Origin of the sequence: Synechococcus sp. JA-3-3Ab (assembly GCF_000013205.1) — a bacterium.
In the GTDB taxonomy this organism is placed as follows: Bacteria; Cyanobacteriota; Cyanobacteriia; order Thermostichales; family Thermostichaceae; genus Thermostichus.
The window spans coordinates 2,662,391-2,675,427 of record NC_007775.1 but is presented as its reverse complement, the minus strand read 5'-3'; the positions used below and the strand labels follow the sequence as shown (position 1 = coordinate 2,675,427).

12 protein-coding genes are annotated in these 13,037 nt (G+C 61.7%); 6 read left to right on the top strand and 6 right to left on the bottom strand.

Annotation, left to right across the window (positions count from 1 at the left end; translation table 11 throughout):
* Positions 1 to 132: 132 nt before the first annotated feature.
* Positions 133 to 1,065, bottom strand: coding sequence for a biotin synthase BioB (bioB, locus tag CYA_RS12450; protein WP_011431441.1), 933 nt, complete (start codon positions 1,063 to 1,065; stop codon positions 133 to 135).
* Between the two features lie 142 nt (positions 1,066 to 1,207).
* Here bioB and CYA_RS12445 point away from each other — a divergent pair, with 142 nt between their 5' ends.
* Positions 1,208 to 2,185: a deoxyhypusine synthase family protein gene (locus tag CYA_RS12445; RefSeq protein ID WP_099834974.1), complete on the top strand. Its 978-nt coding sequence runs from the start codon at positions 1,208 to 1,210 to the stop codon at positions 2,183 to 2,185.
* Positions 2,186 to 2,192: 7 nt separating this feature from the next.
* Here CYA_RS12445 and CYA_RS12440 read toward each other — a convergent pair whose 3' ends face one another.
* Genes CYA_RS12440 through CYA_RS12430 form a run of 3 tightly spaced genes read right to left on the bottom strand, consistent with a single transcriptional unit; the run spans position 2,193 to position 4,154 of the window.
* Positions 2,193 to 2,753, bottom strand: coding sequence for an ankyrin repeat domain-containing protein (locus CYA_RS12440; protein ID WP_011431439.1), 561 nt, complete (start codon positions 2,751 to 2,753; stop codon positions 2,193 to 2,195).
* A gap of 4 nt (positions 2,754 to 2,757) precedes the next feature.
* Entirely contained in the window at positions 2,758 to 3,522 is a 765-nt protein-coding gene (locus CYA_RS12435) for an MBL fold metallo-hydrolase (protein WP_041438624.1), read from the bottom strand.
* The gene (locus tag CYA_RS12430) at positions 3,519 to 4,154 is read right to left on the bottom strand and encodes an anthranilate synthase component II (protein ID WP_011431437.1); all 636 of its coding nucleotides are present in this window, start codon (positions 4,152 to 4,154) and stop codon (positions 3,519 to 3,521) included. The genes CYA_RS12435 and CYA_RS12430 overlap by 4 nt, the downstream gene beginning before the upstream one ends.
* A 179-nt stretch (positions 4,155 to 4,333) precedes the next feature.
* Here CYA_RS12430 and CYA_RS12425 point away from each other — a divergent pair, with 179 nt between their 5' ends.
* From CYA_RS12425 to rsmD, 4 genes are all read left to right on the top strand, one after another.
* Positions 4,334 to 6,745 (top strand): DEAD/DEAH box helicase, encoded by a 2,412-nt coding sequence (locus CYA_RS12425; RefSeq protein ID WP_011431436.1) that lies wholly within the window; start codon positions 4,334 to 4,336, stop codon positions 6,743 to 6,745.
* A 515-nt stretch (positions 6,746 to 7,260) separates the two neighbouring features.
* Entirely contained in the window at positions 7,261 to 8,025 is a 765-nt protein-coding gene (locus CYA_RS12420; RefSeq protein WP_228375357.1) for a HEAT repeat domain-containing protein, read from the top strand.
* A gap of 60 nt (positions 8,026 to 8,085) precedes the next feature.
* Positions 8,086 to 8,976 carry a Sll0314/Alr1548 family TPR repeat-containing protein gene (locus CYA_RS12415; RefSeq protein WP_011431434.1) on the top strand — a complete coding sequence of 297 codons (891 nt, stop codon included), beginning with the start codon at positions 8,086 to 8,088 and terminating at the stop codon, positions 8,974 to 8,976.
* Positions 8,977 to 8,981: 5 nt separating this feature from the next.
* Entirely contained in the window at positions 8,982 to 9,533 is a 552-nt protein-coding gene (rsmD, locus tag CYA_RS12410; protein ID WP_011431433.1) for a 16S rRNA (guanine(966)-N(2))-methyltransferase RsmD, read from the top strand.
* Here the strand turns inward: rsmD and CYA_RS12405 are convergent.
* Together CYA_RS12405 and glgA are read right to left on the bottom strand one after the other, a co-directional pair.
* Entirely contained in the window at positions 9,530 to 10,147 is a 618-nt protein-coding gene (locus tag CYA_RS12405; protein WP_011431432.1) for a hypothetical protein, read from the bottom strand. The two genes, rsmD and CYA_RS12405, sit on opposite strands and share 4 nt — an antisense overlap.
* 126 nt (positions 10,148 to 10,273) lie before the next feature.
* A complete protein-coding gene (gene glgA / locus CYA_RS12400) occupies positions 10,274 to 11,668 on the bottom strand; it encodes a glycogen synthase GlgA (RefSeq protein ID WP_049749844.1) in 1,395 nt (464 codons plus the stop codon).
* A 304-nt stretch (positions 11,669 to 11,972) separates the two neighbouring features.
* Here glgA and psbD point away from each other — a divergent pair, with 304 nt between their 5' ends.
* Positions 11,973 to 13,031, top strand: coding sequence for a photosystem II D2 protein (photosystem q(a) protein) (gene psbD, locus CYA_RS12395; protein ID WP_011431157.1), 1,059 nt, complete (start codon positions 11,973 to 11,975; stop codon positions 13,029 to 13,031).
* The last annotated feature ends 6 nt before the right edge of the window (positions 13,032 to 13,037 follow it).

The following is a 13,037-nucleotide window of genomic DNA, read 5'->3' as shown; positions in this document are numbered from 1 at the left end:
GAACCCGACGTGACAACCCTGAAGAACACTGTCGCCACCATTCTGGCATGGCTGCCGACAGGGTTAAGAGGGTTCGATTTTCTGCAAAGATTGTTACAAGCAGGGATCCCGAAAGGGCAAGGGGAGATGCCTCTACAGAGGTTGCAGGCCCAGCTTCTCGAGCAAAGCCGCATCGGCAGCCTGGCCCGGATTGGGCGTGGTCAGCAACCTTTCCCCGGTGAAGATGGAGTTGGCCCCCGCCAAGAAGCACAACGCCTGCTCGCTCTCGGACAGGTTTTTTCGCCCTGCCGAGAGCCGGATCTGGGCGGTGGGCAGCAGCAGGCGGGCCGTGGCGATGGTGCGCACCAGCAGCAGCGGATCGGGCGGGGGAAGCTGGCCTAGGGGCGTGCCGGCCACGGGAACCAAAGCGTTGATGGGCACTGAAGTGGGGGGCGGCGTCAGGTTGGCCAGAACGTGCAGCAGGCCGATGCGGTCTTCGTCGCTTTCCCCAAGGCCGACAATGCCGCCACAGCAGATCTGCAGGCCGGCTGCCGCCACATGGGCCAGTGTCTCCAGGCGATCCCGATAGGTGCGCGTCGTGATGATGCGGGGGTAGAACGCCGGCGAGGTGTCCAGATTGTGGTTGTAGGCCGTCAGACCCGCCGCCGCCAATTGCTGCGCCTGGGCAGCCGACACCATCCCCAGGGTGACACAGGCTTCCATCCCCAGCTTGCGCACCAGGCGCACCATCTCCAACACCCGCTCAAACGCCTCCCCTGCCGGGGCCGACCGCCAGGCAGCGCCCATACACAGCCGGGTGGCGCCGGCCCTTTGGGCGGCCATGGCCTGCTGACGCAGCGACTCCAGCGAGATCAAGGGGTAGGTCTCGATCCCTGTCGAGTAGCGGGCGCTTTGGGGGCAATAGGCGCAGTCTTCCGGGCAGCGGCCCGACTTGATGTTGACCAGGGCGCAGAGTTGAACCCGGCCAGGCGGATGGTGCTGCCGATGCACCGTTTGCGCCTCGTACACCAACTGCAGCAGCGGCCGATAGTAGATCTCGCGAACGTACTCTAGAGCAATGGCCATGCCGGCAATGTCCAAAACAAAAGGTTGAAGGGATCCCTAAAAGCTTGCCAGCGCTCTTAGGTTTGGCTATGATACGAAGTCTGTGCCTTGGGAAGGCGAACCCGCCTTGCTTAGAAACTCAACCATGATAACCGCAGAAGCAGTGGCCAAAGGTCCTATCAGCCAATTTCTTAAGCATCACTTTCGCCACTTCAACGCCGCCGCCCTGGTGGATGCCGCCAAGGGCTACGCTGCTCACCTGGAGAAAGGCGGCAAGATGATGGTGACCCTGGCCGGCGCCATGAGCACGGCAGAGCTGGGCCTTTCTCTGGCCGAGATGATTCGGCAGAACAAGGTGCACGCCATCTCCTGCACCGGCGCCAACCTGGAGGAAGACATCTTTAACCTCATCGCCCACGACTTCTACGAGCGGGTGCCCCACTACCGCGATCTCAGCCCGCAGCAGGAGCAGGAGCTGCTGGAGCGGCACCTGAACCGGGTAACCGATACCTGCATTCCCGAAGAAGAGGCGATGCGGCGCCTGGAAAAAGCTCTGCTGGAAGAGTGGACGGCTGCCGATCAGGCGGGGGAGCGCTACTTCCCGCACGAGTTCATCTACCGCATCCTGCGCAGCGGCCGGCTGGAGCCCTACTACCAGATCAATCCGCGGGATTCTTGGGTCTATGCGGCCATGGAGGCCGACTTGCCCATCTACGTACCGGGCTGGGAGGACTCCACCACCGGCAACATGTACGCTGCCCACTGCATCAGCGGCGAGATCCGCCATGTCCATACCGTCCGCACGGGCATCGAGTACATGATCCACCTGGCGGACTGGTACACGCGCACCTCGGCAGAGTGCTCCATCGGCTTCTTCCAAATTGGCGGCGGCATTGCCGGGGATTTTCCCATCTGCGTAGTGCCCATGCTGCACCAAGACCTGGGCCGCAAGGGGATCCCTCTGTGGGGCTATTTCTGCCAGATCAGCGACTCCACCACCAGCTACGGCTCCTACTCGGGGGCGGTGCCCAACGAGAAGATCACCTGGGGCAAGTTAGGGGTCGACACGCCCAAGTTCGTCATCGAGTCGGATGCCACCATCGTGGCGCCTTTGATCTTCGCCTGGGTGCTGGGGTGGTAGGGCTGGCTCAGGGATTGTCCTTATGGTTGGGGCGGGGCCATTGGGAAAGCAGAATCGCCGCTTCCCAGCGGCGCATGTCCTGGGCAATTTGCAAAGGGGTGAGGCCGTAGCCGTCCGGCTCGTCGATCTCAGAGCCATGTTCCAGCAGCAGCCGCACCACTTCAGGGTTGCCCGACCAAGCGGCAAAATGCAGGGCCAAGCCGCCGGCCCCGAAGCAGGCGTTGACGTCAGCCCCTCCCTCCAGCAAGGCTTGGGTGACCTCAGCGTTGCCCAGGCGGGCAGCCTGGTGCAGGGGGCTGGCCCCGCCGCGATCCAACCGGTTGGGATCCGCCCCGGCAGCCAGCAAAAGGCGGGTGTTGAGGCCGCTTTCTACGAAGAACAGAGCCGTCTTGCCCCGCTCCTCAACGGCGTTGGCGTCTTTCCCCAGCCAGAGGGCCAACTGCAGCCGCAGCGGGTTGGCAGTGGCCAGAGCCTGGGGATCTGCCGGCAAGCTGTACCCATAGAGCCCCAGACCGCCTAGCAGCAGGGATCCCAACCCGACACCTACAGCCCACCGCCTGCGCCTCATGGCCCTACTCCTCAAAGAACAGGATGGCGATCCCTTGGCTGGGCAGGGCCTGGGCCGAGAGCAGCAAGGGGTTGCTGAGGGCAGGTTGCGCGGCAGCGGCGGGAAAGAGGCGCAAAAACGCTTCTAGAGGCTGCAGCTCGCACTGGGACTCCTCGGCGGCGGCGGTGCGGTACATAGTCGGGATGACCAACTTGGGCTGCAGCGCTTCGATGGCCGCCTTGGCTGCGGCGGGATCGTAGTTTTTCGGCCCACCCCCCACCGGCACCAGCAACAGGTCAGGGCGAGCCAGCAGGATGGACTGTTCCCGGCCAATGGGCTGCAGTGCCCCTCCCAAATGGACAATGTCGATCCCGGCCATGCGCCAGCGCCAGCCCACGTTGAGGCCAAAGCGGGGGCCCCGCGGCATGCGCACCCCCTGCACGCGGATCCCGTCGATGAAGTAGTCCCCCGGCTGAAACAGCACCCTGGGGTTGCCCGGCACCACGTCCAAAGCCCCTTCGTCCAGGAGACGGCTGCTGAGCAGCACCAGATCGGCAGCAACGCTGGGAGCAGGGTAGCCGGCTGTACAGCCCGCCGGGCGGAAGGGGTTGACCAGAAAGCGCTTGCCCTCCCCCTCGAACAAAACGCAACTGTGGTGCAGCCAGGTCAGTTGCAGGCTCTGGGGGGTGAACTCCAGGGATCCCCCTGTTTGAGCACCCGCCCGCTGACCCCCTACGGCAAGGGATCCCAGCAGGCCGGCGCTGGCTTGCAAAAGTTGGCGACGCTTCATGGGCACGGGATCCCTGACGCGACGACGGCAGCCGCCGGCTGGGGCGATCCCGAACCATGGTGCCGAGCCAGGCGCAGAAAGTTGCCTAGCAGGCGCTTGCCCTCTGTGGTCAAAATGCTTTCTGGGTGGAACTGCACCCCCTGCACGTGAGGGTAGCGGCGGTGGCGGATCCCCATGATGATCCCACTGTCCGTTTGAGCCGTCACCTCCAGCTCTTCAGGACAGGTGGAGGGCTCGATGGCCAAGCTGTGGTAGCGGGTGGCCGCAAAAGGCCGGCTTAGCCCCTCAAATACCCCCACCCCTTGGTGGTAGATCAGCGAAGTTTTGCCGTGCATCAACTCAGGGGCGCGCACGATCTGGCCACCGTAGACCTGGCCGATGCACTGGTGCCCCAGACAGACACCCAAAATGGGCAACTCTGGCCCCAGCTCCCGAATTAGCTCCAGCGAGATGCCGGCATCCTCTGGTCGTCCCGGCCCCGGCGAGATGACTACAGCCTCCGGCTGCATCTGGCGCAGCTCGGCCACTGAGATCTCGTCATTGCGAAAAACCTGCATCGGTGCCCCCAGTTCCCCCAGGTATTGCACCAGGTTATAGGTAAAGCTGTCGTAGTTGTCGATTACAACCAGCACGATGGCACCCGGCGACGGCACCTCATTTTAGCATTGCCCAGGCTTGGGTCTCCCCCAGCGGCAAGACTCGCAGCCCCGAGCCAACACCCGGATTAAGCTTGTATCCTGGGAGATATAACACACAAGCGGCAGCGAGGTGGCTAGCTTTTAGGTTGTTTTCTGATGACTTTTCGGATCCCATGAACCCGCTTCTCTCCCCGGCAACCGACTTGCTGGACGAGTTGCGCAGGCTTTTCCCTTTTGAGCTGGATGAGTTTCAAATCCGAGCGATTCAAGCTCTAGCAGCTGGGGAATCGGTGGTAGTCTGTGCACCTACGGGATCCGGCAAGACGCTGATCGGAGAATATGCTATTTATCGGGCCTTGTCCCAAGGCAAGCGGGTTTTTTATACAACTCCTCTGAAGGCTCTTTCCAACCAGAAGTTTCGCGATTTCGGCCAGCAATTTGGCCCAGAGCGGGTTGGCCTGCTCACCGGCGACATCTCCATCAACCGGGAGGCGCCCATCTTGGTGATGACCACCGAGATCTTCCGCAACATGCTCTACGGCACGCCGCTTTCTCTGGCTGTCCAACAGGGGGCTTACGCCAGCGAGATGGATGCGTGGGAGCAGGCGGAGGCCCTGAGCCGGGATCCCTTGCAAGACGTGCAGGCGGTGATCCTGGACGAATGCCACTACATGAACGACCAGCAGCGAGGCACCGTCTGGGAAGAGGCGATCATCTACTGCCCTGCCCACATCCAGCTTGTTGCCCTCTCGGCCACGCTGGCCAACAGCGACCAGCTCACCGACTGGATGAACCAGGTGCATGGCCCCACGCGACTGATCGACTCCAGCCATCGCCCGGTGCCGCTGCAATTTCACTTTGCCAATCGCAAAGGGCTGTTCCCCCTGCTGGAACAAACGGAGTCGGGCCAGTGGGTTTGCAATCGCCGCCTAAAAAGCAAACTCCCCAAGTCCGGCCAGTCCTCCTATGGGGGGGTGCCGGATATGGTGCAGGTGGTGGAAAACCTGCGCCAGCGGGACATGTTGCCGGCCATCTATTTCATCTTCAGCCGCAAAGGCTGCGACCTGGCGGTGGCCAGCGTGGGGAACTTGGACTTGATCGCCAGCGAGGCAGAACGGCAGCAGTTGGCCGAGCAGATCGACCGCTTTTGCCGGGAAACGCCGGAAGCCGTGCGTCGGGATCAACTGGATGCCCTCTACCGGGGGATTGCCGCCCACCATGCCGGCATGTTGCCCGCCTGGAAGGGCCTGGTGGAGCACCTCTTTCAGCAGGGGTTGGTGAAGCTGGTCTTCGCCACCGAGACCTTGGCCGCCGGGATCAACATGCCCGCCCGCACGACCGTGATTTCCTCCCTCTCCAAGCGCACCGACAACGGCCATCGCCTCCTGACTGCCTCTGAGTTTATGCAAATGTCGGGCCGGGCCGGACGACGGGGCAAAGATGTGATCGGGCATGTGGTGACCTTGCAATCTCCCTTTGAAGGGGCGCAAGAGGCGGCGCGGCTGGCCACTGCGGGAGCAGATCCCCTGGTGAGCCAGTTTACTCCCACCTATGGCATGGTGCTGAACCTGCTGCAAAAGCATTCTCTGGAGGCGGCGCGGGATCTCATTAACCGCAGCTTTGGCCAGTATTTGCTCTCGCTGCAAAAGCTGCCCGAACAACAGGAGCTCCAGCACACCCGCGCCGAGCTGGAGGAAATTGACCGCCTCCTGGAGGGGATTTCCGACGAAGATATCGCCCGCTACGAGAAAATGCAGGCGCAACGGCGGGAAGAGCGGCGCATCTTGCGCTACCTGCTCAAACAGCGAGAAGCCGAGCCGGATCCCACCCTGCGCCTATTGGCCTTTCCCCACATCCAAGCCCAAGAGGAAAAGATCCGCGCCCTGGAAGCCCGCATCCGCGCCAACCCTGCCCACAGGGTTGGGAAAAAGCTGCTGGGTTTACAGGAAAAGCGCCAGCGCCTGCGCAAGCGTCTGCAGCACCTGGAGCGGCAAAGCGACTCGGTACAGGAGTTGCGCTGGCAGCAATTTATGGCCTTGGTGGGGGTGTTGCAGGAGTTCGACTGTTTGCGGGAGTATCAACCTACCGCCAGCGGAGAGGTGGTAGCCGCTCTGCGGGGAGATAACGAGCTCTGGCTGGCGCTGGCTTTGCTATCTGGCGAATGTCTAGGCTGTGCTCCCCATCACTTCGCTGGGGTGATCGCTGCCCTGGTGGCCGAGCCTCCCCGTTCGGGTACCTACAGCCGGCTGCGTACTTCCGGGCTAGTCGAGGATGTGCTGCATGGCTTACGAGGCTTGCGGCGGCAACTGTTCCGCAGCCAGCGGCAACACCAGGTGTTTCACGTGCCGATTGGGTTTGAGCCTGGCTTGGCCGGGATCGTGGAACACTGGGCGCAAGGGATCCCTTGGGAACAGCTAGAGGCCAGCACCAACCTGGATGCTGGGGATATTGTGCGCCTGATTCGCCGCACGCTGGATTTGCTCTCCCAGATTCCCTACATACCCCATCTGCCAGCCGAGTTGCGGGAAAACGCTCGCAAAGCCCAAAAACTGCTGGATCGCTTCCCGGTAAGCGAGCTGATCTGAGCGTAGATTGTAAGGAATCTGCCAGGATTCGGTTGCCCCTGGGAATCCTCTGTTTGGGGAACTGGAAGTGGACAAGACAGGTTGTTTTGTCCGTCCAGCCAACTGCGTAGGGCCCACAGTCTGCTGGCGCAAACGCGATGCTGCTCCGGCGGGAAATGCCGCCGGGCCGAAAATTGCTTCGTTGCCAGAAAGATCGCTTAGAGAAGGATGACGATCTCGATGCAGCGCTGAACGGTGCTCGGCTGTGCTCAGTACCCGGTGTTCCTAGGTCTTTCGGAGCGGATTATGCTCCCGCCTGCCTAAGGTGCGGGCGGCTGTCTATGGGGGGGTCACCACCGAGCGCTTCACCGCAGCCATGGCTTGCTTCCGCGCTGCGCTTTTTCGCTCGAGAGCGGGTGGTGGGGGGCCGAGGCTTTTGTTATCCTGTCGCTTAACGGATGCAAGCACGAGTCCCTAGATTGCTGTGTCAGGGAGATTTGGCTCCATTGGCAGGCTCGGAGAGAGGATGGGATCTGATGTTTACTTGGCTCTGGACGAAACACTTTTCTCGCCTAAACCAGAGGCTGCAAAGCTTGGAGGTGGCCCGCGAGGAAAACCTTCTGTCTCCTGATCTGAGCGCCCAAACTCTGCAGGTGGCCCCTGACTTTTGGGAGCGGCAGCACCAGGCTTTCGTCTACCTGGATAAGCAGATGCGAAAGCTCAGCCGTCGCAGCAAGATTTGGGGCGGGATGGCACTGCTGGCTGTTTTGGCCGATGCTGCTTTGGTGGTTGCCGGCTTGGCGATGCTCCAGTCTTGGCAACAGATGCGGGCCGACCAAAACCTTGCTCGCATTGTCCAACAGGCTGCGGCTGCTGACCCTGTACAGCAAGCCTTTGACAACCTGGTGGCCCAATTGCCGCATATGAACGAGGCAGAGCGGTATCATGCCCTAGAGGCGTTGCAGGCCCTTTCGGCCATCGCCATGGCGGGCCGGGGCTCCTACGGCTACTCTCCTGGCATCTCTGTGTACGGCTCTGTTCCTACAGCTGCGACAACCCCTCTTGAGGCCCAACTGCAAACCATCTATCAGTTGGGTCAAATGCGTGCAGTTGAGGCGGTGCCGGCTTTGCTGACCAAGCTTTCTGACGGCGAACCGGCGGTGCGGGAGGCGGCAGCCCGCGCCCTCGGCCAAATCGGGGATCCGCGCGCCCTGGATCCCTTGCACGCTCTCCTGGCCCACGAGACCAATGAGTTGGTTCAGGACGCAGCCATTGCTGCGATTGCGCAAATGCTGCGCTGAAGAGCAGGTCAAGGACGCGTCGATTCGCTAAAAGTTCGTAGTGGGTGCTGAGGCCAGGGGATGAGAAGCGACAAGTTCGGCAGAGGGGCCAAGCTCGCAGGGATCCTGTGTTGGGTGTGGGGATCCGCCTTGCCGGTTTGGGCGCAGGATCCTTTTCGCAGCGGGGCCAATGCCCGCCCCATCAGCCCTGAGGTGGCTGCGGCGTTTGAGGAGTTTTTCTGCGCAGGCCGCTACACCCAGAGCCGAGAGAAGCTGGAAATAGCCAAGAAAGCTTCCCCCGACGAGCCAATGGTCTATGCCCTGTTGGCGGCGCTGGCCTACCAGGAGGGGGATCTGGATGCTTTTGCCCAGTTGGCCACCCAAACCCGACAAGTGGCTGCCGAGCTGAAAAAGACGGATCCCTTGCGCGGCAACCTGTATGAGGGCGTGGGCTATGGGCTGGAGGCGGCCAACACTGTGGTGCGGGAGGGGGTGGTGATCGGGCTGCCCAAGGCATTGCCCACCCTCAATCAATTGTTTGCGTCCATCCGGGCCGCCCAGGCCGTGGACAGCAGCGACCCAGAGCTGAATCTCCTCAACGGCTATATGGATTTGCTGCTGACCTATCGGGAGAAAGCGTTGAATCAATTTCGCCTGGCAGCGCCTGACTATTTGTCCTACCGCGGCCAAGCCCTGGCCTATCGGGATATGAAACGCTTTGACGAGGCGCTGGAGGCGGTGGAGCGGGCCATTGCTGCTTCCTGCAACAACCCTGAGCTCTACTACCTCAAGGCGCAAATTTTGGTTGCCAAGGGCCAAGACCGGGAGGCAGTTCCCCTTTTCGACCAAGCCCTGCAGGCTGCTGCCCAGTTGCCTGAAGCTTTGGTGGAGCAGATCCAGATGGAACGGGATCGTGCCGCCCAGCGCAGCGGGTTAACCGGCCAGTTGCCTACACCGACTCCCTCCCCCTAACACTAATGGGCCTGCGTATCAGCGGCAAACGAGCGCTGCAGACCCCTGCCGGCCTGGGCACTCGACCCACCCCTGGGCGGGTGAGGCAGGCCCTGTTCAACATCTTGCGGGGGCAGGTGGAGGGCTGTCGCTGGCTGGATCTCTGCTGTGGAGCCGGCACAGTGGGGGCAGAGGCCCTGTGCCATGGGGCGGCCTTCGTGGCCGGGATCGAGATCGCCGCCCCTGCCTGTCGCATCATCCGAGCCAACTGGGCCAAGGTGGCGCAGCCGGGGCAATCTTTCCAGGTCATCCAGGGAGATGCCCGCAAGCTGCTCAGCCGAGGCTTGGGTTTGGATCCCTTTGATTACGTCTACTTTGCTCCCCCCTACGAGGCGGGTCTGTATGCCCCCCTGCTGCCGCTGATCCCGCCCCTCCTCAAGCCAGGCGGAACTTTGATCGTCGAGCACCGCAGCAGCCACGAGCTGCCCGACCAGGTGGGATCCCTGCTGCGCTTTGACCAGCGGGCCTACGGGCAAACAGCGCTGGCTTTCTACCGGCATCTGGGAGAGGAGCGCTAGGGGAAGGGGGTGCTGACGAAGCCGATCTCCAGAAGCTGCTGGTAGGCCTGGGTGCCTAGCTCCCGGGTTGGGGTCTGGCTCTTGATGACCTGAATCAGCCAGGCTACGGCCTCCTCGGGGCGCCCGGCAGCCCGATAGACCACGGCCAGATCGTAGGCAGCCTCATCTCGGGCCTGGGCGGCAACGCGGGCCAGCTCCCGCTGCTCTTCGGAGATGCGGTTTTGGATCCCGGCAAAAGCCCGGGAGAGATCTTGGTGGTAGTTGGAGCGCTGGTTGTAGGCGTTGAACACCTGTTGCAGCAGCTCGATGGCCCGGTCGTAGTTTTGCGCTTGGATGGCGGCATCGGCTTCGGCGGCCAGTTGTTCAGCCCGCAACACGCTGAGGGCATTGTTGGGCTGTTCTAGGGCCCGAAACTGCTGCGGGTTGGGAATGAGCTGCTGGCCAGGGGGCAGCTCTTGAGCCGTGGCCCAGAGAGTCGAGCCGACGCCCAGGACAAGGCCAAGCAACAAGCCGAAAGCCAACCGCGCCCAAGAACGGCGCAGAAAGTTGAGCCCTTGGACAGTGGCGTCTTGGCGCCGACCTTGGCCAATAACAGCGGGACGTCGTCCGAACATTGGCAGGCAGTCCTCAAAACCTCGTTAACCCGTTCTACTTTATCTCACTCTGGGTGCCTCCGCCGCAGCTCAGGGATCCCCTCAGCCAGAAGTTGCTGGGAGGCTGGCTGTTTGGACGGAGTAGAGCTAAGTGGGGGCGGGCTGATTCTCAGAGGAGGTCTTTTCCGGCCTCAGCGGCAAGTTCATAATCAGCTCGTACAGGCGCAGGTATTCCAGCGCCGAGCGCTGCCAACTGAAGTCGGTGGCCATGCCCCGCTTTTGCAGCGCCTGCCAAGTGTCTTTGTGCTGAAAGGCCTCCCAAGCCCGCGCCAAGCAGGTGTAGAAGTCCAGGGCTTCGTAGCGATCAAAGCAGTAGCCCGTACCGATCCCCTTGCTGGGAATGTGATGGCTGACCGTATCCACCAGCCCTCCCGTGCGGCGGGCAATGGGCACACAGCCGTAGCGCATGGCGATCATCTGGCTGATGCCACAGGGCTCAAAGCGGCTGGGCATCAAAAAGACGTCTGCTCCTCCATAGATCAACTGAGCCAGTTGCGGCTGGTAACCCTGTTGATAGGCCATTCTGCCCGGGTGCCGCTCGGCCATCTCCCGGATCCGCCCCTCGTAGTAGGCTTCCCCGCTGCCCAGCAAGACAAATTGTGAATCGCTATAGGCCAAAAAGCGATCCAGGGTTTGGATAAGCAGATCGATCCCCTTTTGTTCCACCAAACGCGCTACCATGCCCATCAAGAACACGTCGGGGTTAACGGTCAAACCCAAGCGAGACTGGAGCGCCGCCTTGTTCACCGCCCGGCCGCTGAGGTCGTCGATGCTGAAGTTGGCCTCGAGAGCGGGATCGGTGCGGGGATCGAACTTCTCGGTGTCGATGCCGTTCAGGATCCCCCGCAGGCGCTCCCCTTTCCAGGCCAGCAGATCCTGGAGGCCCTCTCCATGGAGGCTGGTGCGGATCTCCATGGCGTAGGTGGGCGAAACCGTATTCACTTGGTCGGCGTAGAGGATCCCGGCAGCCATGGTGTTGTGGGCGGAAAAATACCAGGGCAGCCAGGTCATGCGTTCCAGTTGCCAACGCCAAGGCCCCTGATAGGCCAGGTTGTGGATGGTAAAGACGGTGCCGATGTCGGGAGCCTGGTGCATCCAGGCCGGGATCATGCCGGTGTGCCAGTCGTGGCAGTGGATGATGTTGGGTTTCCAAGGGTAGTAGGTCCAGGCAAATTCAGCCACGGCGTTGGCAAAAAAAGTAAAGCGCCAGAACTCGTCCTCGCCGTAGTAGATGCGGTGGGGAGCAAAACAATAGTGGCTGACCAAGTAGAGGGGCACATCGGTGCCGGGCAAAACGCTTTCGTAAATATCGGCCACCTGCCCCATGACCTGTTTAGACCAGATGGGATCCTTGGAGCGGGGGTATTGCCCCGGTTCCGGGCCGAACTTGTCCCAGAGAAACCCGTACAGGGGCATGATGATGCGCACATCCTGCCCCAGCTTGCGCAAAACGACGGGCAGGGATCCCACCACATCCGCCATACCCCCCACCTTGGCAATGGGGGCAGCCTCCGCCGCTGCAAACAAAATCCTGGCTTGCACCACAATGCCCTCCGTGTTGCGATGACCCTCGTCCTGCTGAGGCAAGCGGATCCCGGCAAAACCCTTCCCATCCTAAAACACAAGGGATCCCTGTGCCGGCCAAGCTGGGGCAGAGCCTCATCCTGAGAAGTGTTGCAATTTATTAATTTTTCGTAAGATAGAAGGGCGGTGCCGCTCAGAAATGCTGGGGGCGGTGCTGCACTGCATTTTTGGTTGGTTGTCTTTTTCTGGAGAAAATTGTCCTATGACCATCGCAGTAGGGCGCGCGCGCCAGGAGCGAGGATGGTTCGACATCGTCGACGACTGGCTCAAGCGCGACAGATTCGTGTTTATCGGCTGGTCGGGGCTGCTGCTGTTTCCTTGCGCCTATTTGGCCCTGGGCGGCTGGCTGACCGGCACCACGTTTGTAACCTCTTGGTACACCCACGGGTTGGCCAGCTCCTACCTGGAGGGGTGCAACTTTTTGACGGTGGCCGTGTCCACCCCCGCCGACAGCATGGGGCACAGCCTGCTGCTGCTGTGGGGCCCGGAAGCCCAGGGGGACTTTACCCGCTGGTGCCAGATTGGCGGGCTGTGGACCTTTGTGGCCTTCCATGGGGCGCTGGGCCTGATTGGCTTTATGCTGCGGCAGTTTGAGATTGCCCGGCTGGTGGGGGTGCGGCCCTACAACGCCATTGCCTTCAGCGCGCCGATTGCCGTGTTTGTGAGCGTGTTTTTGATTTACCCGCTGGGGCAGAGCAGTTGGTTTTTTGCGCCCAGCTTTGGAGTGGCGGCGATTTTTCGGTTTTTGCTGTTTTTCCAGGGGTTCCACAACTGGACGCTGAACCCGTTCCACATGATGGGGGTGGCCGGCGTGTTGGGTGGAGCGCTGCTGTGTGCCATCCATGGGGCGACGGTGGAGAACACGCTCTACAAGGATGGGGAAGCGGCGAGCACGTTCCGGGCATTTGAGCCGACGCAGGCGGAAGAGACGTACTCGATGGTGACGGCGAACCGCTACTGGAGCCAGATTTTTGGGATAGCGTTTTCCAACAAGCGGTGGCTGCACTTTTTCATGTTGTTTGTGCCGGTAACGGGATTGTGGATGTCGAGCATTGGTGTGGTGGGGTTGGCGCTGAACCTGCGGGCGTATGACTTTATCAGTCAGGAGACGCGGGCGGCGGAAGACCCTGAGTTTGAGACGTTCTACACGAAGAACATTTTGCTCAACGAGGGGATTCGGGCCTGGATGGCGCCGCAGGACCAGCCGCACGAGCGCTTTGAGTTCCCCGAGGAAGTCCTGCCCCGCGGCAACGCGCTCTAAGGAATC